This is a genomic window from Streptomyces sp. NPDC006314 (assembly GCF_040613075.1).
GTDB lineage: Bacteria > Actinomycetota > Actinomycetes > Streptomycetales > Streptomycetaceae > Streptomyces.
The window spans coordinates 415,007-438,699 of the sequence record NZ_JBEXRL010000004.1 but is presented as its reverse complement, the minus strand read 5'-3'; the positions used below and the strand labels follow the sequence as shown (position 1 = coordinate 438,699).

The window sequence follows — 23,693 nt, the reverse complement described above, 5'->3', positions numbered from 1 at the left end:
GTCCGGCCCGCCGGTGCGGCCGGCTTGCCGAGTCTCTTTCCCGTCCCTTTCCCGAGTCTCTTTCTTCGATCTGGAGTCACCCCACCATGCAGGCAGAACCGACGACGTCTCTGGTGGGCGAGGAGTACGAGGTCGAGATCGGCCCCGTCGCCCACGGCGGCCACTGCATCGCCCGTACCTCCGAGGGCCAGGTGCTGTTCGTCCGGCACGCACTGCCCGGCGAGCGGGTGGTGGCCCGGGTGACGGAGGGCGAGGAGGGCGCGCGCTTCCTGCGCGCCGACGCGGTGGAGATCCTTGACGCCTCCAAGGACCGCATCCAGGCTCCTTGCCCCTTCGCCGGCCCCGGCCGCTGCGGCGGCTGCGACTGGCAGCACGCCAAGCCGGGCGCCCAGCGCCGCCTCAAGGGCGAGGTGATCGCCGAGCAGCTCGAGCGGCTCGCGGGCCTCACGCCCGAGGAGGCGGGCTGGGACGGCACGGTGATGCCGGCCGAGGGCGACAAGCTGCCGGCCGGCCAGGTCCCGCAGTGGCGCACGCGCGTGCAGTACGCCGTCGACGCCGAGGGCCGCGCGGGCCTGCGCCGCCACCGCTCGCACGAGATCGAACACATCGACCACTGCATGATCGCGGCGGAGGGTGTCAGCGAGCTGGGCATCGAGCAGCGGGACTGGACCGGCATGGAGTCGGTGGAGGCGATCGCGGCGACGGGTTCTCAGGACCGCCAGGTGATCCTGACGCCGAAGCCGGGCGCGCGGTTGCCGATCGTGGAACTGGACAGGCCGGTGTCGGTCCTGCGCGTCGGTGAGAAGGACGGCGGCGTCCACCGCGTCCACGGCCGCCCCTTCGTCCGCGAACGCGCGGACGACCGTACCTACCGGGTCGGCAACGGCGGCTTCTGGCAGGTCCACCCGAAGGCGGCGGACACCCTGGTGACGGCGGTCATGCAGGGCCTCCTCCCGCGCAAGGGTGAAACCGCCCTGGACCTCTACTGCGGTGTCGGCCTCTTCGCGGGAGCGCTGGCCGACCGCCTCGGCGAGAAGGGCGCGGTCCTCGGTATCGAGTCCGGCAAGCGGGCGGTGGAGGACGCGCGGCACAACCTGGCCGACTTTCCGCGGGTCCGCATCGAGCAGGGCAAGGTCGAGTCGGACCTGCCGCGCACCGGCATCACGGAGGTCGACCTCATCGTCCTCGACCCGCCCCGCGCGGGCGCCGGCCGCAAGACGGTCGCCCACCTCGCCTCCCTGGGCGCCCGCCGCATCGCCTACGTCGCCTGCGATCCCGCCGCGCTGGCCCGGGACCTGGGGTACTTCCGCGAGGGCGGGTACCGGGTGCGGACGCTGCGGGCGTTCGATCTGTTTCCGATGACCCACCACGTTGAGTGCGTCGCGATCCTTGAACCGGCCGCGAAGGGCTCCTGACCTGCGGTTTTGTCCGTGCGCATTATGTGCGGTGTGGGCGTTACGGGCGATATCTTGACGCTGAAATGACGCTCGTGACGCTCATTTGACGCTCGTTCTGATGGGGTGTCAGGCGCCTTGTCGGGCAGGTCAGACCCTGTCAAGGTGGCGAGCATCGATGGGGCGCCGAGGGCGGGCGACGCTGAGCGCAGACCTACTGAGTCGTGCTGATCAGATGTCCCGGAAGAGACCAGGCAACGCCATGACCTGCATGAATGGCCTTTCCGTTGTTTCCCGCCCGTACTGGCTGATCCGGCCGGAAGTTCCAGGAAAGTCCCAGATAGGTCCCGCGGGCAGGAGCCACTCTTTCCTCGCGCTGGAGTTGAACGTCAAGGTCACAGCAGGTACGAGAAGCGCAGTGCCCCGCCCTCCTCGCGGTAGCGGCCTCGGCCTCGCTTTCCGTAGGGGTTGGGGAGCATCTGGATGGCCATCTTGTGCGGGGTGAGGGCGTGGGTGACCACCAGGAGGCGCCAGCGGTCGTTGCCCGCGTGCTGGCGGGCCGCGCGGACCTCGCTTTCTCCCAGCTCGAAGCGGCCGCCTTCGCCCCCGGTCGCCTTCACCTCGTACAGGTAGGGCCGGCTGCCGGAGCCGACCTGGAAGTCGAAGCCGAGGCCGTCGTCGCCGGACGGGCCGGGGAAGGCTTTGCGGCGGTTGCCCGACACCCAGCAGGTTTCGTCCATGCTGTCCGGGTAGCGAGCGCACAGCCACTGGTACGCGTACCACTCGCCCACGTACCCGATGGCCTCCCGCTGGGCCGTGGTCAGCCCGCTGTCCGTGCCGCCCCCGTACCGCCACCCGCGGGTGCGACCGGTGGCCTGGGTGCGCCCTGTTTGGGGGCGGGGGTCCGTGAAGCGGAGCGGTCCGGCGGCGGTGATGCCTGGCGCCGAGCCGCTCTGCAGGACCCGGTCGAGTTCGCGGGTGAGGGCGGTGAAGTCGCCTGAGTGCACGTCGAAGTCGCGGCCGCCGACGGAGATCGACCGCCGTTTGCGCTCCCGTTCGCGGCGCTCGTGTTCCGCTGCGTTGCGCACCCGGTCCAGGTCGGCCCCGGACAGCCCGTGCCGTTCGGGATCCGTCGACACCGCCATCCCGTCGGGCCACTGGCCGAGGGCCGCCAGCCAGCCGACGACGTCGGTGGGGGACAGGGGCCGGAAGTCCAGCGCGCCCACGGCCTCAAGCCGCGCGGTGACCTCCTCGGCGGGCTCGGCTGCGGTCAGGGCCGCTGGCAACGGGTGTCCGGCCGCCCTGACCAGGACCGCGAGGTCGGCGGTCAGGCCGGTGATCGTACGGAGGTTCGCGCCGCGTACCTGGTCGGGGGCTGGCAGGCGTTCGCCCGACCGGGGCAACGGGACCGGGCGGCCCAGGCGCAGCGCCAGCTGCTCCTCCACGTGCGCCTCCAGGCTCCCCGTGTCGGCCGTGTCCACGGTGTACTCCCATGCCTCCGGCGCGTGGATCCAGTCCATGGCCCGGACCGAGGGCCAGTCGGACATCGGACGGCGCGCGTCGAAGTCCTCCAGCACCGCCCAGCGAAGCCGGTTGACGAGCTCCTTCCTGCGCAGGTCCAGGTAGGTGCGGAGCGCTTCCTCATGCTCGGCGGCGTGGCTGATCGGTTCCAGGGGTGGGCTCATCGCGCGCAGGGTGTCGTTCAGCTCGGCGAATCCGATGCCCAGGTCGCGACGCAGTTCGTCCGTACCGCGGGCTGCGCGGGCTTTGGCGATGAAGTCGGGCACGGATACCGGGAGCTCGGCGGCGTACTCATCGAGGTGGGCCTGGAACTCCCGGGTGTCACCGGGCGGCGGCAGGATCAGCGAGTTCGTCGTCTCCGTGCCGAGCAGGTGGACGAGGAAGGGCCGGCAGCGTTCCAGGACCGCGCCGATGGCACCGTCGATCCGGTGGCTGGTCTCCTCGACCTGGTGGACCGTGACTTCCAGGGCGTCGGCGAGATCCTCGTGGCCCGGGTCGAGCAGGTCGGCGTGGCGGGAGGCGAGCTGGTGGGCGGCGAGGCGCAGCCGGTCGCCGAACTCTCGCCGTCCCAGCAGCTCGGCGACGGCCATCACGATGCGGGTGGTCTCGGGCCAGCCCGGCTCGCCCGCTGGGGCGAGGACGAGCGGATGCTTCGGATCGGGCAGTGGCAGCACTCCGCCGAGGCGGCCCGGCAAGGTCACGGGCCGGTCGTCGAGCTTGATGTCCCAGGAGCGGTAGCGGTGCAGCCGTACGCTCCGGACCAGGGACGTCAGCTCGCTCAGCTCGGCCTCGCTCGCCCGGGGGCCGCGCGCCAGGTGGTCGCAGAGGACGCCCAGGGCCAGCGCGAGCCAGGGCAGTTGCTGGACCAGTGGCTCTCCCATGGCCGCGGGGTCAACCCGTGTGCCGTCCACGGTCACCGTGAACGTCAGGTCGTCGGTGTGCCGGACGGTGGCGGGGTGTTCGGCCGCCAGCAGCTCGGCGGCCTTCGCCGAGACACCAGGAAGGGTGAGCAGGGGGCGCGCCATCTCCCGTATCAGCAGGGCTGTCAGGCCGTCGCGTTCACCGCTGACGTAGAGCACGGTCCGGGCATTACCATCGCCATCGCTCTCCCCGCCGTCCAGAGCGGACAGCGGTACGCTGATCAGCCGGTCCCCGGACTCAGCGAGCAGACTGGCGCCCTCGGGCAGTGCGGGACAGGGACGCCGTACGAGGTGTCTCCAGGCGCGTTCGTTGGCGCGCTGCGCGGCGGGCCGGTCTTCGGCCCCCAGCGCGCCCTCCGACGCAAGCTGTCCCAGCGCGGCGATGAGGCGGGCGCTGTCCCGGGGGTCGTCCCAGGTCGACATCCGCATTTCCCGCAAGCGGTCGCCCGCCTTCCCGCGTTCCAGAAGGTGGCGCAGCCGATGGTCGACGGTCGGCGCGTACGAGGGCTCCTCCTCCAGCCCAGGCGGGCAGTGCCAGGCGTCAGCCGGCCGGACGAACCGGACGGCCCGGTCGCGGCCCCGCACCGGGAGCCACGGTTGCTCCCGGACGAAGGCGCCGAGCGGGGTCGGGACCAGTTCCCTGTCCGGGGAACTCTGGCTGCCGGCACTGGTCCAGACGCTGGTGAACCTAGCGTCGTCCCAGCTGGCCAGGCCATGCAGGACAAGCCGTGCGTATGCCAGCCGAGCCTCCTGGCCGAGGCGTCCGACGACTTCCTGGCCGGGGAGCCGCCAGGCGGGGGTTCCCCGGTAAGGCGTCCGGGGGTAGTAGGCACTGGACCAGTTGCGGACGTACGGCTCCCACTGCTCCTGCACTTCGGCAGACACCTTCGCCATGCGGATCAGTTGCCGAGCGGTGAGCTGCCGGCCTTGGTCTACCCGGCTCAAGGCGTGGGGGGACCTGACCGGGAGCAGACCGTCGGCCACCCCGGCCTCCAGCAAGAACGCCCGCCACTCCTCAGGGGTAGTCTCGCCCCGCTTGGCGAACTCCTCGGGCGCGGCGAGGAGGCGTCCGGCGATTGCTTTGAGACTCTTCGACACGTCCTGCCCGGCGGCGACCACCGCCGCCAGGTCCTCACCGACGGACGCGCGGCCCCAGCCCCGGCCGAAGACGGCGTCGCTCGCTCTGATCAGCCGGCCGTCCGCCGTCGGTACGTACAGTCCGAGCGAGGAGACCTCCGTCCCGCCCAGCGAACGCCTGGGCTGCCACAGCCGGAAGACGAACCGCAGGGTTTGGAGCCGCAGTCTGCGATCGGTGCTCGCGCTGAGAGCCTGCCGTACGTGGTCCAGCAGGCCCCGCGTGTCGTACGGCCGGACGAGCCCCTCCTGCTCGAGGAAGGCGCGGGCAGCCCGCCCGCGCGCACGCTCTCCGCGGTCCTTCCAGACCAGCCCCGGGTGCAGGGAGAACAACCGCTTCCCGAGCAGGGCGGGGACGGACGGGGCCTCGGTCTGGTTCGCCTCCGTACGCACCGGCTGGAAGAACGCCTCGCGGCGGACACCCTGACCGCTCGGCTTGCCCTGTGTACGTGTACTTGTCCCCGTACCCGCCCTGCTGGGGGGACGGTTGGTGTGCCGCAGTGTGCAGTCCTCCGCGAGCAGCAACTGCCTGCCGTGCAGGACGTGCCCGTTGTCCGCGAAGAGGGCGGCCAGGTCCTCGTACAGCGCGCTCCACTGCTCGGGGGATTCACCGGGCCCGGGGAGGGGAAGGCCCCGGGCGATCCGTTCCACGTACTCGGCGAGGATCTCCGGGCCCGGCTCCCACGAGCACCCGAGGGCCTTGCACAGGGTGGCCAGCCGTTTCAGCCGGTCGCCGCCGGCTTCGGGGTCCGCCACCACGATCCCGGCCTTGTGCGCGCGGTGTGCCGTGAGGACGGTCAGGTCGAGGTCCGGCCACAGGACCGCGTCGCGGGGCGGGGCCCAGCACGCCTCCGGTGGGGCGCCGTCGGCGGCGAGGACGGGCACGAGCGGTACGTCGGCGAGTTCGCTCCCGTGCACGTGCAGGGCCGCCGCGCGGAGCCGCCCTGGCGAGCCCTTCTCACTCTCCCAGCTCACCAGGTCCACGGCCGGTTGCCGCATGGCCGGATCGGGCACGGTACGCAGTTGCGCGGCGGCCGCCAGACAGGTTTCGGCGACCGCGTCGAACAGCAGCACGTTGAGGGGGTTGTCGGCGGGAAGGCCGGTGCGGTCGAACTTGGTGCAGAACGGGGCGTTCACGTGCCCCGGAAACGGCGCGGCCTGGTCCTCGCCCATCGGCAGGAAGGTGTAGATCTGCCCGCGTCGCGGTCGGCGCGTCGCGGGCAGCGGGAGCGCGACCTCGACGACGGCGGACCGCTTCCACTCCTGCCACGTGTCGTCGAGGAGCCCGGAACCGACGGCCTCGGCGAGCGTGCTGTTCAGCCGTTCCTTCTCCACGGTGCCCCGGGCGACGAGAAAGGTGTCGGACGGGCCCAGGCGCACGGTCGCGAAGGAGACGGGAAATTCGTGTCCGGCGCCGTCCCGCGCCACCGCGAAGGGCTCCTCGGAGCGGGATAGCTCGTGCCGCTCGTGCGCCTCGTGGTCGTCGCCCGCCTCGCCACCGGTGGCCCGCCGCTCCAGCGTCAGTCCGACGAGCCGGTCGAGGAACAGCATCACGGGTACCTTCGCCCCCGCGAGCTCGCGCATCCGCAGCCGGACCTCGGCCCGGGCGGCCTCGCTCAGCAGGGGCAGCCGGACGACGGTCACATACCCCTGGGCGGCGAACTGCCGGCAGGTCGCGGGCACATCGTCCAGCGGCAGGGGTGCCTGGAGCGGGGGATACTTGGCGGCCACTTCGTGGGCGTTGTCGTCACCGGCGAGGAACTCCTCCACGTCGGCCCTCTGCGCGAAGCGGAAGCAGTACCCGTCCAATTCCGGGCCGATCGGGCTGTCGGGGTCCGCGCTGTAGATCTCGGGCGCGTCGCTGATCAACAGGATGCTGCGGAACCCGACGCCCTTGTTGCCGATGCCCTCGCCGACCTCCTTCGAGCTCTGCGCGAGCTCGCAGATCCGTTCGACGTTCCGCCAGGTGAAGGGTGTGCCGCCGTTGGCGACGTACAACGTCCCCCAATCGCCCTCCGCCTCGTCCAGCAGGACGTGGATCCGTCCGTCGCGGCGGTCCCTCAGATGCGCGTCGTAGCCGTTCTGCAGCAACTCGAAGAGCGAGCGGCCCGCGTACTCCCTCGCGCTCGTGTACGACACGGCGTTCACCTGCCGTGCCATGCGCAGGACTTGCTCCGAACGGGCCCCCTCCAGCACGGACCGGCCGTACTCCCGCAGCTGCTCGGCCCGGGCGTTCCTCGCCATGGTTCCCCCCTCACCTCAGCGTGATGAGGACGGTATCCCGCCGCACTGACATCGGGGGGCGCGAGGTGGCACCCTGTGGAGCGCGGCTCGGAGCTGAGCTTGACAGTTTGGACCACCGTCGAACGGGCTCATTGATGCTTATCTCTCCGTCTGCCAGTTCGGTCGCCCGTTGGTGAGCCCGATCTGTGGATCACCGGTTTCCCGTCCAGACGATTCGACGTGTGAAACCGCCTCTCTCCCGTTCCTTTGTCTGGCGCATTTCTTCTAGCGCTACCGAGTCGATGCCGAGGCTCATAGCGAGGGCATGGACGACTTCCAAGACGTCGGCAAGCTCGCCTAGGGCAACAGCATCGTCCGCGGATAGAAACTCGGCGACTTCTTCGGTCAGCTTTTCCCGGAGCCTTCTGTGATATTCGCCGGGTGAGGCAACGTATGTGATCGGCTCACGCCCCTCGGCTGCGATGATTTCAGGGATACGGTCCCTTACCAACTTTCCGTAACTGCCCATTTGCTGCCTCTCTGGATCTAGGAGGACGTGCCAGCGTAGGGTGCGGTGAAGTCGTAGCCGGCAGGTCCGTTGTATCGAGGGACACCGATGACACAACAGCTCTGGGGAAGTCAGCGACATCACACGGCCATCGGCCGAGCCAGACTCTCGCTTCCCGCTCGCCGTGCCCTCGGCGATCTCCAGTTGCGGCCTGGGATGGCAGTCCTGGACTACGGGTGCGGGCGCGGTGGCGATGTGCGCGCACTTCAGCACCTTGGCCTTGACGTCACGGGCTGGGACCCGGTGCATTTCCCGGAGGGGCAGCGTCGGCCGGCTGACGTCGTACTTCTCACGTATGTGCTTAACGTCATCGAGGACCCCGCGGAAAGGCGTCGGACGCTCCTGCGAGCCTGGGAGCTGGCTAGCTCCGTGCTGGTGGTGTCTGCGCGGTTGCGCTGGGAGCGCAACCAGATCAAGGGGATCGAGTACGGTGACGGCATCCTCACCCAGCGCCGGACATTTCAGCACCTTTACGCTGCCGGAGAGCTCCGGGACTATGTCGAGGAAGCCACGGGCGTGCGGTGCTTGTCAGCGGCGCCCGGCATCGTGTACGCCTTCAAGGACGACTCGGCACGCCTCAGCTACCTGGCCCGACAGATCGCGCCTAATGGCGAGTGGTTGGCATCCGAGGACACCGCGTCGGCGATCAGTGCGGTCGTCGCCCACTTGGAACAGCGCGGCCGGATGCCGCAGTTGGAGGAAATGCCGCAGCCGATCATTAGCCTCCTCGGTCACCTCCGTCCCGCCGAGCTGAAGCGCCTTGCCGAGCAGGAGGCGGACCCCGTGAAGGTGGAACGGGGTGCAGAACGGGCTGCTCTCGACACGCTGCTCTTCCTCGCCGTCGAGCTGTTCCATGGCCGAGGCCCGGCAAGCAGTCTGCCACTTCCCGTCCAGCTCGACATCCGCGCCTTCTTTCCGTCGTACACGGAGGCATGCAAGCGGGCAGACCGCCTGCTGTTCAAGCTGCGCGATGACGCCTACGTCCGCCGGGCCATGAATGGGTCGATCGCCGGAAAGTTCACTGCTACTGCTCTGTACGTCCACCGGCGCGCTCTCCATCGCATCCCGACCGTGCTGCGCCTGTACGAGCAGTGCGCCAGCATCGCCGCCGGCCGGCCTGGCGAGTGGTCGGTCGTGAAACTCCGCCACCAAGGCCGAGGCGTCAGCTGGCTCGACTACCCGGAGTTCGACACGGACCCCCACCCCCGACTGGCCGCTTCCTACGCCGTCGACTTGAGGACCCTTAAGTCCTCCTTCACTTCCTACGCAGACTCAGTCAACCGACCACTTCTGCATCGCAAGCACGAGTTTCTGGCCGAAGACGACCCGGACGCGCCGAAGTACCGGCGTCTGACAGAAGCCGAGGTTCGTGCCGGCCTGTACGCGAGTCCCCACCTGATCGGTACGGAGGACGGCTGGGAACGCGAACTGGCCAGATGTGGTAGGGCTTTGAGGGGACATCGGTTGGTGCGGCGTCCCGACTGCACCTGAAGACGTCGCATCGGCTACAGAGGCGCTCAGCTCGGTCACCGTTGTCAGTGGGACATGAGACGCTCCCTCTATGACCACCACTCACACGGAGGGCGCCTGCCTGCCCTCGTACCGCACCGCGCCCACACTCGCGCTTGCTGCGCCGGAGGATCACGTCCGTGAACTCACCGACTGGGTGGAGCATGCCTCGGGCGGTGGGGCAGCGGAGCAAGCCAGTTGGGAGAACGCTTACAGGTGGCTCCGCCTTGCCCAGGGGCTGCGTACGGTTACCCTCGATATGTCGTACGACGACGGGGGCATGTGTGCGGCCGGCGGCGACTTCGACGTCGTCTGGTCGGAGATGATGGAGGAGTGGCAGCTGCACCTCGTGCGGCTCGGCTACGTTCGGGCGGCGCTCGAAGGATTCGTCAGAGTGCTGTACCCGGACTGCTCGCAGCCCGTTGCCGCCATCGAGAGGGCGGAGCGCCAGTTGTCTCACCGCACCCACGTCTGGCCAATGCACTCACGCGCGGTCGCTGAGCACCTCACAGCTCACGTGCGGAATCAGCCCAGCGACACCGCTGTATCCGTCGCCTCCGGTGTCGCCGCAGCGATGGCTTTGCACCGTCAGACGGTGCACGGGCTCGCAGGAGTTCCGGCGCCGATCGACGATGTGGATGCGAAGATCCACGCAACTGGTCACGAGGAAATCTGTGCTGCCAGGGAAGCGACCACGTCCGTCATGCTGGGCATACAGGTTCTGCTCGCTGCGGCCCTGGACGAGGGGGGCGTTGTGCTTCTCGATGAGGACAAGTACCTCTTCGACGGCAGGTTGATCCCAGATGGAGCTGACGGCAGTCGGTGGGTGGATGAAGAGATGCCCTACAGCGAATACCTGGCGGTTCTCCACCTTGAGCCTGGCGAGCCGCCCGAGCTCTGACCTAGGGATCCGACCCGACCGCGGTTCTTTCGTTGGTGCGAAGCGAAGGCTGGGGGCGGAAGGATCAGCTTCCGTCCCCAGCCGTACTTCTTGACTCAGGTCATGCACCAGCCGGAGTCGCATGAACCGTCCCCGTCGTCGGCGTCACAGCTCGCCAAGCCCTCTTCAGGGATCGCCTGCTCGAGCGGGCGGCCGTACCTCGTGAGGTAGACGGCATCACGTCCGAGTGCAGCCCGGCGTTCGTTGATCGTCTCTTCGAGCTCCACCGATAGGGCGAACAGGTCGGGTTCGTGCCTGCGCTGGTGCCGCCAAGCGTCGACAGTGAGGAAGGGGCAGAAGAAGCAGGAGCTTTTCGGCGGCACTGGGAGGCCCGCCTCCGTGATGAGGCGCTCACAGTCGGTCCTGCGGAGTCCGAGATCGAGAAGCGGGTACTCGATGATCTCGTGAGGCTCTCGCCGACGCCGGTTGGCGCGGTGGATCTCGTCGAGCGATATTCCGATACCCACCGCAGCCGGATGCTCCGCGGTGGCTCCGTGCTCTCGGAGCCACCGTCCAATCACCTTGATCTTGAAGTCTGCCGTGCAGTTGCGTCGGCCCGGAGCCCCATTCGCCATGCGAACTGGGATAGGGATCGACCTCGTGGCCGGCCGGTGCAAACGCTGCATGAGCGTCTCGCTCGTTCCATCACGTCGGCGCCGCCTGAGCTCTTGGACATCGAGGCCCGCCCGGGCAGCGTACGGCATGGCGACCTCACGAACGTAGGCGAGTGTTGCCGGGTGTTCGCTGTCATCGCCCACATTGGCGAAGAGGAAGGTCTCGAAGTCGATCTCCTTACGGGCCGCCAGCACCAGTAGTGCCGTCGATTGCACGCCGCCTCCGTACGAGACGACCTTCATGGGGTCGGGCTGGCAGGAAGCGGTCTGTGGGGCGGAGTCGGTGGGGTTGGCGTCATGGGCTCCGTGGGTGCGCTGCAAGATCGACATGTGAGAGACACTATGGATGACGTATGATCAAGGCAAGTGTTTCTCTCACTGCTGTCGGTGAACATCGAGTTCAACCGGGGCGTGGGCTGGCATGGGCCGTGGTGATGAGTTATCGCCGGGGCTTGATGGTGACGGAGTATCCCTGGGCCAGAACGGACGCCAGAAACTCAGCTGCGGCGCTGTGGTTATCGCTGGTGAACGTCTGTGCGGCAGGCGGTGGCTGTCGCGGCGGACTTGCCTCCGGGGCGCTCGGCCTTCGGCCACGGGGCTTCTGAGGAGTGCGCTGTCCTGCACGGAGCGCGGCGACTTCGGAGGCCACGACGGTTCGCTGCCGCTGCCGCGCGTCGTCCAGGATCGTTTCAAGGAGCCAGAGCGGCGAGCCGGAGACGAGCAGGTCGGCCTCGGCGATCTTGTGCCGGTTCCGCCACCGAGAGATGGTCTGCGCGTTCTGACCGAGCACGCGTGCTGCTTCCTGGATACCGACGATGACTGGGAGGTTCTCCTTGTCCTCTGGGTCGTAACCATGGGGGATACCGGCCTTGTAGGTCGCTAGCCGTTCCCGGTCGGCGATGCGGTCGCCTTCGCCGTCGAGTCGCATGGCCGTGCTCAGCAGCCAGTACGGATTGCCGGAGGCGATCAGATCGGGCTCGGCGAGCGTGCCGGCTGTACGCCATCTCTGGGATGTCTGCCGCTCAATGTGGAAGAGGAAGGCGATCTCGGCGTGCCCGAGGAGGAACGGGACGCGTACCTCTGCCATGAGACGGCCTTCCCCATCACCCTGTGCTCGTGTTCGTCGGCGGTGTGCTGGCCACGCCGTGGCTGTGATCTTAGGCGTGCTCTATGCCGGGTCGCAGCTCCCACGAGCCCACTTCGGTGTAGTACCGGCCGAAGTGCTGGAGCCAGGCCGCGAGCGTCTCGGCCGTTCTGCGCGCCTGCTCTTCTGTGTCTCCCGTCCGTTCGGCGATGGCCCGCTGGAGTTTGATGTTGCTGAGACGCTGTTCTGTGGTCAGCTGACCGAGTTCCGGAATCGCATGCAGGCGGGCCTCGACCTCGCTGTTGAAGGCGTCTTCCGGGAGGCCGGCGGGAACATCGAGCATGGCCAGGTCTCGTACGATGCCGGCCTCGACCAGCGAGGTGAATCTCTGTCGCCCGCTGTAAAGGGCGTAGACGTTCGCCGGTCTTCTTGTCTCCGGGAACCAATACGGGGCTGCTTCGTCCTCAGACGGCGGAGTGACGCGCTCGCTTCTCAGGAGTTCTGCCTGCTGCCGTACGAGGGCTGCAGTGTGGGGTGTGGCTATGGTCGAGCGGGTGTTGATCTGGTCGAGGACACGCTGTACTTCGGGGTGGTCGATCGGCACCTCTAGCAGGAGTTCCACGTTGGCGTTCGGCACGCGTCCAGTGGCTTTGCCGGTCAGGTTGGCAGAGCCGACCAGACAGCGGCCGTCGGCACGGTAGAGCTTGGCGTGGAGGGACGGACACAAGGCAATGGAAATGCGTTCGTCGCTCTGGGCAGCTTCGATGATCTCCGGGTCCGAGACCCCGGCGGCTACCTCCGCCGGGGTCCAGCGCGTGACACACGTGATCTTCTGGACGGAGGAGGGCACCGCGGCGATGGTCTCCTCGAAGATCGCCTTCTTGATGAAAGGGGCGATGATGACCACCTCCTCGCCGGCACCCTCCACCATGTCCGCGATCTGCTGCCAGACATGGTCCGGCTGTGTCACTCCTCTTCGCTCCCGTCCTCGATGAAGTCACGGGCGTACCGGCCCCAGTCGCTTCGGGCATCCGCGATGACGCGGCGCGCCTTCTTGTTGGGGATCTCGTCCTCCATCCGCGCCCAGGAGAAGACGAGCAGCTTGAAGGTCTCCGTCGCGCGGGCGAGCCGCTGGCGGAGCTCCGCGTCGTTGGCGTCCTCGGGCACGTCCTCAAGAACGGCCATCAGCTTGCTGTGCAGGGGGTGTTCGGTGTTGAAGGACACCTGGAGCATGCCGGCGAGCAGGTCGATGTTGAAGAAGGCGGATGAGTCCTGGGGACTGGAGATCCAGCGGACGCGCCAGTCGTTCTCCAGGGCCTCGTCGACCAGAGTTTGGGCGGTGTCCTCGTCGACATGGTGCCGCTCGGTAAGCGCGGTCAGCTGCTCCTGGCGCTTGTCGGCTTCCGTCGCCTCCTCTGCGAGGAGGTCGGTCGTACCGGTGTACCCGTCCTCCTGCCGGCGCTTGACGGCGTCCGTGGCCTTGGAGGTGACGTCCTGGTCATACCGCTTCTTGCCCTTCCGGTCGCCCAGCGTCTGCTGCTTCAGCTTCTTGCGCATTTTGCCCAGGAGACCCTTGAGGTACTGGGCGAGGTCGATCAGCGGCAGCCGGGGATCGCCGAGTTCCCGCAGCCGGTCCTTGAACTGCTTGGGTGTCTCGTCGGGATCCTGTTCGGCCGACCAGTCGAAGTCGGCGAGTGACGAGAACACGACGGCCGTCTGCTTGTTGTTGGTGACGCCGAACACCTCGTCGAGCTCGGGCGGGAAGTCCACCTCGACGCCCCACCACCGCTCCACGGGGTCGTAACCGATCGCCCACGAGGTATCGAGGTCGAGCTCGCGGCCTTTTCGGACCAGCGAGACGCCGACATTCCGACGAGCGTGCTTCCCCCACTTCTGGTCACCCGGGGCCCGGTTCGGGTTGGCGTCGTCGGGCCACGGACGGCCGGAGACATCGGAACGGCGGGCTTCAGGCCGGGCGATGGAGGCGCGCACCGTTACGGTGTGCTGTGTGCCATCGACCGTGATGGGATAGCGGTAGACCCCGGGTTCCGCCTCGTTGCCCATGGGGAAGGGCTCGAACATGGGGGTGCTGTTGAACGGCGCGGGCGTTCCGGTCTTCTCCATGAGGTACAGAGGGTCATTGGGTTCGGCGTAGTAGGCGCCGTTGTCCCCTTCGAGGACCTTACCGTCGCGAACGGGCGCCATCTTGATGTCCACGGAGCCGTCGTTCAGGTAGTGCCGGTACACACGGCCGATCAATTCGGCGGTGTTGCGCAGGGTGGCGCCGGCACTGTGCCACTTGACGCGGTCCAGGTTCGTCCAGACGACGAGGGTGCCGCTGGTGCCCAGGGGCACCTCGCTGAGGTCGTCCCAATACTCCGGCACACGGCGAGGTACGGGGTCGGGAACTTCATCCTGCCCCTCGGTGATCTCGTCCAGGTCAAGGTAGGTGTACATGGCGTTTGCAGCGCCGTTCTTCCACGACCAGACCTCGACCTTGGTGCACTGGGACATGCTGGAGTTGGGCAGGCCCATGCCGAAGCGGCCGATTCGGCTGCGGTCGTCGCCGAGACCATCCCCGTATTTCAGAGCGCGGCGCAGCAGTTCGCTGTCCATGCCCTTGCCGTTGTCGAGGACAGCGATCTTGTCCACCCGGTACCTGGTCTGGGCGGCACCTTCGATGGGGCTCTCGCAGGCGAAGACCTGTACCAGCGTGGCTTGCGCGTCGATGCTGTTGTCGATCAGCTCGGCGAGCGCGTAGGCGGTGTTCTTGTAGCCGCTGTCGCGCATGGCCTTGACGGTCAGCGAAGGGCTGACGATCCGGTAGCTGTTTCCCTCGCCGGTCACGCTGTCTCCCATACGTCTTCCCAATTGGTGAATGCTTCGGCGACGTCGCCGAACCCGGGGAGCTCCGGATCGACGACGGTGACGATCTCGCAGGTTTCAGTTCCGCCAGCCTTGGGGCCGCGGATGACTCGGCCGACCATCTGGCTATAGAGCACGAGGGATTTGGTCGGCCGGGCGATAACGGCGGCGCTGGCCGCCGGCGCGTCGAAGCCCGTGGTCAGGACTCCGAAGTTGCACAGGATCATCGGGCGCCGCGCGGCGCTCTTGAAACGACGGATGGCGTCGCTTCGGTGCCGCGGCGAGGACTCGCCGGTCACGAATACCGCGTCGAGGCCGGCCGCGGACAACACGGAGGCGATGAGTCGGCAGTGCTGCACCGATGCCGCGAACACGAGGATGCGGCGGTGCCGCTTCTCAAGGAGCTCCATGATTGTCTGGACAACCTTGAGGTTCCACTGTTCGTCTTTCGCGAGCTCGGCGATGATGCTGTCCGGGATCTCGAACGCTCGCGCCAGGCTCTGCTGATCCCGTGCGGACAGATGCATGCCGGCTTCCGCGGCCACCGTGCGCATGATCGGTTTGGCCAAGTAGCCCTGGTCGATGAGGGCTGTCACCGGGTTTGTGTAGCCCGCGATCTCCAGCATGACCTTCTGGCGGGAGAAGAAGTCGGCGAGTTCTTCATCCTTGGCGATGTCCGCCCACGTGCGGCCCGGAGTCGCGGTGAGGCCCAGCAGACTGGCGTCGTGACGGACCGTCAGGTCGTCCACTACGCCCTGAAACGTGGGGGCGATGATCTGATGTGCCTCGTCGAACACGGTCAGAGTGGCGCGGGCGGCCAGGGTGCGCAGAAACTGTGGGTCCGACTTGGCGGTTGAGACGGCCTTCTCCAGCCCGAGGACGACCAGTCCGTCGGTCACGTCCGTGAGGTCCGGGGAAGTGCTGCCCCACACGCGGAGGACCGGCAGGGGGCGGTCGCCGACCTTGCTCCAGGCGCGCTCGAACTCGGCCGCGGCCTGCTCCAGCAGTTCCTGCCCGTGGGCCAGCCAGACCACCAGGGTCGGTCCGTGCTGCCGCAGGTGGTCGCAGATCATGCTCATGCCGGTCCGGGTCTTGCCCACGCCCGTCGGCAGGTGGAGCACGGCTCGGCGGGGGCCGTCGTACAGCAGCTCCTTGGTCCGGCGCGCCGCGCGGAGCTGATGGGGGAACAGGGCGTAGTCGGGCGCTGTCTCCCGCTTGAAGGAGGGGACTTGAGGCTGTGCGCGCTCGACCGTGAAGCCGAAGAACTCCAGAAGCTCCCGGCGCTCGTCAGGCGTCCACTTCAGCGTGTGCAGGTACTCCAGTGGTTGCTCGTCGCCCAGCGACCCGAGCCGTTGCGCCAGTTCCGCCCGCTTGGGCTCGGGAATGAGACCGAGCAGTACGGCACGCTCGTCCTCGTCCGCGACCAGGAGCTCGGCGTCGATCGCGATTGCAGCGACGGCTCGCAACCGCTCATTGCCCGCCGTGCCTCCTTCGATGAGGTCAAGGAGGCCGCACAGCTCCTTGCCGAGGTGCCGGCGGATGTAGTCCATGGGGGCGTTTGCCAGGACTGCCTCGAAGGGCATTCCCGGTGACCAAGTCGTCACAGCCTCACCTGACCGATGCGGCTGACGGCAAGCCGTGAGCCGCCCGCACGGGACCGACCAGCATCGTGAAGTTCCTCCCCCAGCTCGACGCACTCCAAGCAGCGCTGCAACTTGCAGATACTGCGACGTTGCAGCGTTCGGACCACCCTAATCGGGACCACTGACAACAGGAGCACCATCAGACTAAAAGCCCAGCCAGGGAGGACATTTGGCCACGCAGCTGCCTGTCTTCCAGGCCGCGAAACGGATCTTTCGGCATGCGGCTTACGCGCGAGTGCGCGATATAGAACATTCATTCGGTAAATGGCTTGCGACACAACGCGTTCGAGTGATTCAAAGAGTGGATCTCGGCTCGCGGCTAGGATCACGGCGGGCTACTGGTGGAACCCCGGATGCGGGGTGAGGCTTCCCCCAGCAGTACATTGGTGTGCGACACGAGCGAGGTGGGGTGGCAGATGATGAACGGGCCAAATGGGGCGAGTATGTCCTATTTTGACTATAATGCCACCGCTCCGATCCGGCCTGAGGCTCTCGCGGCCGTCGTCGAGGCCATGCAATCGGTCGGCAACGCCTCAAGCATGCACCAACCGGGGCGGCGGGCGGCTCATCGGGTCGACGTCGCCCGTCGGCAGCTAGCCGATCTTCTTGGCTGCTCGCCCGGCGAGATCATCTTTACCTCCGGGGCGACAGAGGCGAACAATCTCGCCCTCCGGGCCGCGTTCTCTGCCGGAAACCCCTTGGTCACAAGCCCCGTTGAACATCCGGCTGTCCTTGAGACGGCCCGCGCGGTCACCGCCGGGAGCCCAGAGGATCTTGTACTTCTGCCGGTCGACGGCGACGGCCTGGTGCATCTCGGCGCCCTCGATCAGGTCTTCGCTGCGCGTTCTGGGGGAGTGGTTTCCCTGATGGCGGCGAACAATGAGACCGGGGTCCTCACCGATCTCCGCGTCGCGGTCAAGGCAGCCCGTGAAGCTGGCGCGCTCGTCCACACGGACGCCACGCAGCTCGTCGGCCGCCTCCCCGTGGACGTCGCTGAGCTCGACGTCGATCTTTTGTCACTGTCGGCCCACAAGTTCGGCGGACCGCAGGGAGTCGGGGCCCTGTATGTGCGCCGTGGGTCCCCGCTCCCGCACCGGCCGCTCCTTGTGGGCGGCGGACAGGAGCGGGGCTGGCGCGCGGGCACCCTGAACGTGGCAGGGATCATCGGCATGGGAGCAGCGGCCGAGGCCGCGGCGCGCGGCCTCGCTGAGGAGGCCGAGCGGGTCGCAGCCCTGCGTGACCGCCTCGAGTACCTGGTCACCGGCGCCCTGCCCGATTGCCGTATCAACGGCCGGCGCGATCAGCGCCTGCCGGGCGTGACGAGTATTACTTTTCCTGGGGTGCCTGCGGACGCGGTCCTGGCAGCCATGCCCGACGTCGCTGCCTCGGAGGGCAGCGCGTGCGCGTCAGGCGCTCCGACGCCGAGCCACGTGCTCCTGGCGATGGGGCTGTCCCGCGAGGATGCCGACAGCACGATCCGCTTCTCGCTGGGCTACGCCACCACGGATGCCGAGATCGATCACGCCGCGCGGGCCGTCAAACACGCTGTGACGCAGGTTCAGGCCGCGCTGGCCGAAGCCGACGGTCCCCGCTGACCGTTACCCCGTTTACCAACCTCGTTAGAACGATCGCATTGGACACAGAGAGGCCCCGGATGTCAGACAGCCGGCTTGGGGAAGCCGCCCTTTATTCCTTCGCGCGACACGAAACGTTCGCGCCCCGCTTCGGCTGGCTGCACAAGGCATACATGCAGGTCAAACGCGATCAGGGTGCGTTCCTCGCGGCTGATGCCCCGGTGCGGTTCGGCGTGGGCAAGAACATGGTCAACGCCATGCGCTACTGGTCGCGCGCGTTCAAGCTGACTCGTGAGTGCAATCCGACGAAGGGCACACAGGCCAAGTTCTCATACCCCACCTGGGAGGCCCGCTGGCTCCTCGACGAGGACGGAGGAGCGGACCCGTATCTGGAGGAGAACGGCAGCCTGTGGCTGTTGCACTGGTGGTTGGTGTCGTCCCGTCCGGGGGCCAAGAGTCACGCGCCGGCCTGGTACACGGCCTTCCACCTCGCGCCGTTCTCCCGGTTCACGGTTGCAGACATGACGCAGGTGGTTACCCGGCATGTGAACTTCTCCTACGACAAGAGCCCGGAGGAGGCGTCGATCGTCAAGGACATCGAGTGCCTCACCAAGATGTACGCGCGCAGCGCCCCGGAGAAGGCGGGTTCGCCGGGCAGTTACGAGGACCTGCTCGCATGCCCGTTCCGCGACCTTGACCTGCTGACCTTTGTCGGGACGCGCGGGAATGCCGAGTGGCAGTTCACCAGCGGGCACCGCACCTCGTTGCCTGCCCGGGTCCTGGCCTATGCCTGCCTCGACTACGCCGCTAAGTTCTCCCGCCAGGCCAACTCGATCTCTGTTGCCCGGCTCGCCAACGAGCCGGGCTCCCCGGGGCGTGCCTTCCGCGTCCGGGAGAACGAGATCGTCACGGCGCTGCAGAAGGTTGCTGCGGATCACCCGCAGCTCGACCTGACCGAGGCCGTGGGACAGCGCAGCCTCGCGTTCTCGGCAGACCCCTTCGATCTGGCGTGGGAAGTGCTCGACGAGCAATACGACTTCGTCACCCGCCGTCCCGGCTTCCCCACCCGCGAGGAGTGGGCCGCCACGTTCCCCAAGCTCGCCGAGGCCGAGCAGAAGGAACTCGCCACGAAGCCCACGGACGCCACAGACACGGACGACACCACCGACACACTCTTTGCTAAGGAGACCGCGTGACCACCGCAACCTCCACGCGGACCCCGAGTAGCCCGTCGAGCTCCGCTCCGCAGTTCCCCGCCGGCATCGAACTCGTCGGCTCCCAGATGCGCTCGACCAACCTCGAGCGCGACGTCGAGGACGCGCTGCACGATCCCTACGTCGGCGCCCGGGCCGTGGACGTCCTGGAACGCATCGCGAGTGCACTGGCCGACCCACGCCGTACCCGCGCCTGGTCGTTCACTGGCCCCTACGGCTCCGGCAAGTCCACCCTGTCCAACATCATCGACGCGCTACTGGGGCGAGATGCCAAGCGGCGCAGCGAGGCATCGCGCATCCTCGAAGAGGCCAGCCCTGCCCTCGCTCAGCGCCTTGCCGCAGCCCGCGATGCCATCGCCCCCGAGGGATTCCTCGGCGGCGTGGCCACCGCACGCCGCGAATCCGTCGTCGCCACCCTCTCCCGCGCCCTGCACACAGCGGCGGCGCGACGCTGGGGCAAGCGCGTCCCGAAGGCCATCTCCACCGCCCTAGAGGCGTGTGCCGACCCGGACAGGGCCGGGGCCAAGGAGATTCTCGGCGCCGTCACGGCTCTGACGGCGGACGGACAGCAGCCTCTGCTCATCGTCATCGACGAGTTCGGAAAGACGCTGGAACACCTCGCCGGCCACAACGAGTTCGCCGACGCCCAGCACGACCTGTTCCTACTGCAGGAACTCGCGGAGAAGGCGGCCGGCCCCAACGGGCTGCCCGTCTACCTGATGACCTTGCAGCACCTGTCGTTCATGGACTACGCCTCACGGTCCAGCGAACTCAAGACCCGCGAATGGGCCAAGATTCAGGGACGCTTCGAAGACATCACCTTCGTTCCCCACCACGGCGACTCCCTGCACCTGCTGCGCCGCCGCCTCGACCGCTCGGCCGTCAACTCTGCGGGGCAGGCTCTGATCAACGCCTCCGCCGAGGCATCCGCGGATCTCTGGACGCAGCACGGTCTCGGCGTTCTCGCCGAACTCGGCTCCGACCACTTTGCCGACCTTTACCCGCTTCACCCCATCACGGCCCTGGCTGCGCCGATCCTTGCCGCCCAGATCGGCCAGCACGACCGCAGCCTGTCGGGCTTCCTCAACAGCGGAGAGCCCAACACCGTCCGCCACTCGCTGGCCCAGCACAGCGATCAAAACGCAGAGCACGCCAGCACGGTGCGGCTGCCGCAGCTGTACGACTACTTCCTCAACTCCGGGCGCACGACCCTGCTTGCTTCCGCCAACGCGAGCCGGTGGATCGAGGTCGACTCACGGATTCGGGACGCCAACGGCCTCCCGGATGCCGACCAGGACGTACTGAAGACCATTGGCGTCCTCAACCTGATCGACTCCGATGGGGCCCTCAGCGCCACCGCGCCGATGATCCACTTTGCCCTCCACGACCCCACCGAGGTCGCTGACCCCGCTGCCTTCTCGGCACTCGAAGAGCGGCTTGCCGACCTCGTCCGCCGGGGCTTCGTGGTTTACCGCGAGTTCAGCGGCGAATACCGAGTCTGGCAAGGAACCGATGTCGACATCGACGGTCGGCTGAAGGACATCATTAGCCACTTCGACGACGCTGCGGTCATCGACCGGCTCGGCAGCCTCATTCCCCAGGCTTTCGTGGCCAGCCGCCACAGCCAGATCACCGGCATGATGCGCGTGTTCTACACCGCGGTCAGTGGCCCGGAGACCAAGACCGTCGCTGCCCCGGACGAGCTGAGGGAGCCCGCCGACGGCCTCGTCGTCTTCCACCTCGGTACCGATGCCGACCGGCCCACCGTGCACTCGCCCCTGCCGGTTCTCGTCGGCACTACCGCCGACTCCGACGTGGTGCTGACCACGGCCACCTACCTCGTCGCGTTGAAGGAACTCAGCAACCAGCAGGACATCGACCACGTCGCCCGGCGCGAAGTCATGGAGCGGCTCGTGCAGGCCGAGGCCGAGCTGCTGGAGCTGCTGCAGGACGCTTTCTACCCGCCGTCCTCCCAAGCGTCCTGGAGCCTGTGGCACACCGGGATCGCCCCTGGCGAAGAACCGGCCGCATCCGGCCTGACGGCCCGGAGTCTGAGCGGCCTGGTCTCCCTCGCCTGCGAATCGGTGTACCCGCACACCCCGCACATCCGCAACGAGATGCTCGGCCGGCACGTCCTGACGAGCCAGGCCGCCCAAGCCCGCGGCATACTGCTAACGGCCATGCTCTCTGCCTCGGGCAAGGAGAACCTCGGGCTCGCCGGGTACAAAGCCGAACGAGCCATCTATCACGGTGTTCTGGCCTACCTCGGCCTGCATCGCGAGAACGGGGAGGCGCAGGCCGAGAGCCAACACGAAAGCCTGCTGCCGTACGGCTTCTCCCCACCCGGTGAGGGCCACGAGCACGCCCAGCCCGCCTGGAATGCCCTCAATGAGGTACTGACCGGGGCCACCGAGCGGGTCAGCATGGAAGAGGTCATTCGTGTCCTGATGAGTCCCCCCTTTGGGCTCAAGGCTGGCGTTGTCCCGGTCTTCCTGCTTCCGGCCCTGATCATCCGCCGGCACGACGTCGCCCTGTTCGAGGAAGGCACCTACCTCCCCCGGCTGACCATTGACGCCGTCGAGCGCCTCGTCAAGGGCCCAGGACGCTTCTCGGTGAAGTACACGCCAGCCGGAGACGGCCAGCGGGGCAGCATCATCAAGAAGCTGATGGTTTCTCTCGGCGTAGAAGCACCACGCTCCAAGGCTCTACGCAACCCCGACCTCCTCGCCGTCGCCAGTGCGCTGATTACGCGAGTGGCCGACCTCAACAAGTACGCCCGCACCACCAAGAACATCTCCGCCGATGCCCGCGCCGTGCGCGCCGCCATCGCCAAGGCGGTGGACCCCGACGAGCTGGTCTTCCACGCGCTGCCCAAGGCCCTTGGGCTCCCCGAGGTTCCAGCACGCACACGGGCCAGCGCTGAGGCGGCGAACACCTACGTCGAACGCCTCACCGCGGCAGCCGATGAACTCGTTGCCATCGAAAGTAAGCTCCGCGCAGAGGTCGTCCGCGTCCTTGCCAAGGAGTTCCGCCTGCCGGCCGAACTGCACAAGCTGCGCACTCAGCTGGCGGCCCGGTTGCGAGGCTTCGCAGACGCCGTGCTGACACCAGAACTGCGGGGCTTCGTCGACTTCGTCCTCAGCGACAGCCTCGAAGACGACGACTGGCTGGAACCCATCGTCGTGCGTCTGACCAACTCCGCCCTCGGAGACTGGGACGATCACGAAGCCAAGGTCTTCCCACAGAAGGCCAGAGCGATGGCCGCAGCTCTCGACCGCGTCGGACATCTGCACCACGCCGGACGCGAAGTCCGGAGCCGGGAAGAGAAGCTCGACGCCCAGTTGTTGACCTTGACCGACAGCGCCGGCGTAGAGCAGCGCACGCTGATCTACGTACCCGAGCAGGCACGCGGCGAGGCCGACACGCTCGCTGCAGACGTCCTGAAGCGGGCGGAGAAGGCCCTCGGGCCGGACGGGGCACGGATCCTGCTCGCTGCCCTCGCCCAGCGCGTGACCGAAGCCGCGACAGCGGCGAGTGAAAGGAAGGCACAGGGATGACCGACGAAGCCGACACCAAGAAGGTCCGGCACGTGCTCGGCATCTCCGGCGGCAAGGACTCCTCCGCGCTCGCCGTCTACATGCGCGACCGTGTCCCGGAGATGGAGTACTTCTTCTGCGACACGGGCGCCGAGCTGCCGGAGACCTACGAGTACCTCAACCGGCTCGAGGCCGCCCTGGGCAAGTCGATCGTGAGGCTCAACGCCGACCGCGACTTCGACCACTGGATGGAGGTCTACCAGGGCACCCTTCCCAGCCCGCAGATGCGCTGGTGCACCAAGAACCTCAAGATCAAGCCACTGGAGGATTGGGTCGGTGACGACAAGGTCATCTCCTATGTCGCCATCCGCGCCGACGAGAACCGCCTCGGCTACGTCAGCACCAAGCCGAACATCGAGGCCGTCTTCCCCTTCCGAGAGGATGGCATCGACAAGGACGGCGTGATGCGGATCCTCGAAGAGGCCGGCATCGGCCTGCCCGGCTACTACGAGTGGCGCACGCGCTCCGGCTGCTACTTCTGCTTCTTCCAGCGCAAGCACGAGTGGGTCGGGCTCAAGGAGCGTCACCCCGACCTCTTCGACCGCGCCGTCGAGTACGAAGAGAAGGTCCGCTACCGGCACACCGCCATGAAGGGCCGCAACTACACCTGGTCACAGGGCGAGTCGCTGCCGGAGCTCATAGAGCGCAAGGAAGAGATCGAGGCCAAGCACCGGGCGGCCCTGGAGCGCGCGGCCAAGCGCATCAAGCCCAACAGGCCCCTCCTGGAGGTACTCTCCGACGCGCTCGACTCCGACGACGACGAGGCCGGCTGCTCCGTCTGCCACCTCTGACGCGCAACCACACGCAGCGGCCCCAGCAGCACGAGCTGGGGCCGCTGTTGCTTTCCCGACTTCCAATCGAGCTCGTCCCTCTTGGGGTTGAGATTTCGCCCGG

At 67.6% G+C, this 23,693-nt stretch carries 14 protein-coding genes; 7 read left to right on the top strand and 7 right to left on the bottom strand.

Features of this window, described 5'->3' with window-relative positions:
• Positions 1 to 86: 86 nt before the first annotated feature.
• Positions 87 to 1,415: a TRAM domain-containing protein gene (locus ABZ079_RS10010; RefSeq protein WP_356938924.1), complete on the top strand. Its 1,329-nt coding sequence runs from the start codon at positions 87 to 89 to the stop codon at positions 1,413 to 1,415.
• Between the two features lie 374 nt (positions 1,416 to 1,789).
• On the opposite strand, the gene ABZ079_RS10005 is transcribed toward ABZ079_RS10010, so the two are convergent.
• Both ABZ079_RS10005 and ABZ079_RS10000 read right to left on the bottom strand, forming a co-directional pair.
• Positions 1,790 to 7,213, bottom strand: a complete 5,424-nt coding sequence (locus ABZ079_RS10005; protein WP_356938923.1) for a hypothetical protein — start codon at positions 7,211 to 7,213, stop codon at positions 1,790 to 1,792.
• Positions 7,214 to 7,403: 190 nt separating this feature from the next.
• On the bottom strand, positions 7,404 to 7,721 hold the full coding sequence (locus ABZ079_RS10000) for a nucleoside triphosphate pyrophosphohydrolase (protein ID WP_356938922.1): 318 nt from the start codon (positions 7,719 to 7,721) through the stop codon (positions 7,404 to 7,406).
• A gap of 87 nt (positions 7,722 to 7,808) precedes the next feature.
• On the opposite strand from ABZ079_RS10000, the gene ABZ079_RS09995 reads away from it, so the two are divergent.
• Positions 7,809 to 9,251, top strand: coding sequence for a DNA phosphorothioation-associated putative methyltransferase (locus ABZ079_RS09995; RefSeq protein ID WP_356938921.1), 1,443 nt, complete (start codon positions 7,809 to 7,811; stop codon positions 9,249 to 9,251).
• A gap of 70 nt (positions 9,252 to 9,321) precedes the next feature.
• Entirely contained in the window at positions 9,322 to 10,170 is an 849-nt protein-coding gene (locus ABZ079_RS09990; protein ID WP_356938920.1) for a hypothetical protein, read from the top strand.
• A 95-nt stretch (positions 10,171 to 10,265) separates the two neighbouring features.
• Here the strand turns inward: ABZ079_RS09990 and ABZ079_RS09985 are convergent, their stop codons facing one another.
• The 5 genes from ABZ079_RS09985 to ABZ079_RS09965 all read right to left on the bottom strand — a co-directional run bounded on the left by ABZ079_RS09985 (position 10,266) and on the right by ABZ079_RS09965 (position 16,322).
• Positions 10,266 to 11,153 carry a phosphoadenosine phosphosulfate reductase gene (locus ABZ079_RS09985; protein WP_356938919.1) on the bottom strand — a complete coding sequence of 296 codons (888 nt, stop codon included), beginning with the start codon at positions 11,151 to 11,153 and terminating at the stop codon, positions 10,266 to 10,268.
• Positions 11,154 to 11,262: 109 nt separating this feature from the next.
• Complete coding sequence (locus tag ABZ079_RS09980) at positions 11,263 to 11,910, bottom strand: hypothetical protein (RefSeq protein WP_356938918.1); 648 nt, start codon at positions 11,908 to 11,910, stop codon at positions 11,263 to 11,265.
• 70 nt (positions 11,911 to 11,980) lie between these two features.
• A complete protein-coding gene (locus ABZ079_RS09975) occupies positions 11,981 to 12,877 on the bottom strand; it encodes a phospholipase D family protein (RefSeq protein WP_356938917.1) in 897 nt (298 codons plus the stop codon).
• A complete protein-coding gene (locus tag ABZ079_RS09970; RefSeq protein ID WP_356938916.1) occupies positions 12,874 to 14,754 on the bottom strand; it encodes an ATP-binding protein in 1,881 nt (626 codons plus the stop codon). Before ABZ079_RS09970 ends, ABZ079_RS09975 begins: the two co-directional genes overlap by 4 nt.
• A complete protein-coding gene (locus ABZ079_RS09965; protein ID WP_356938915.1) occupies positions 14,751 to 16,322 on the bottom strand; it encodes a DEAD/DEAH box helicase family protein in 1,572 nt (523 codons plus the stop codon). Before ABZ079_RS09965 ends, ABZ079_RS09970 begins: the two co-directional genes overlap by 4 nt.
• A gap of 536 nt (positions 16,323 to 16,858) precedes the next feature.
• Between ABZ079_RS09965 and ABZ079_RS09960 the strand changes: the two genes are divergently transcribed.
• The 4 genes from ABZ079_RS09960 to ABZ079_RS09945 are packed head-to-tail and all read left to right on the top strand — an operon-like array spanning position 16,859 to position 23,590.
• Positions 16,859 to 18,010: a cysteine desulfurase family protein gene (locus tag ABZ079_RS09960; RefSeq protein ID WP_356938914.1), complete on the top strand. Its 1,152-nt coding sequence runs from the start codon at positions 16,859 to 16,861 to the stop codon at positions 18,008 to 18,010.
• Positions 18,011 to 18,069: 59 nt separating this feature from the next.
• The gene (locus tag ABZ079_RS09955; RefSeq protein WP_260825118.1) at positions 18,070 to 19,185 is read left to right on the top strand and encodes a DUF4007 family protein; all 1,116 of its coding nucleotides are present in this window, start codon (positions 18,070 to 18,072) and stop codon (positions 19,183 to 19,185) included.
• The gene (locus tag ABZ079_RS09950) at positions 19,182 to 22,760 is read left to right on the top strand and encodes an ATP-binding protein (RefSeq protein WP_356938913.1); all 3,579 of its coding nucleotides are present in this window, start codon (positions 19,182 to 19,184) and stop codon (positions 22,758 to 22,760) included. The genes ABZ079_RS09955 and ABZ079_RS09950 overlap by 4 nt, the downstream gene beginning before the upstream one ends.
• Positions 22,757 to 23,590: a phosphoadenosine phosphosulfate reductase family protein gene (locus tag ABZ079_RS09945; protein ID WP_067135521.1), complete on the top strand. Its 834-nt coding sequence runs from the start codon at positions 22,757 to 22,759 to the stop codon at positions 23,588 to 23,590. The genes ABZ079_RS09950 and ABZ079_RS09945 overlap by 4 nt, the downstream gene beginning before the upstream one ends.
• Positions 23,591 to 23,693: the final 103 nt, after the last annotated feature.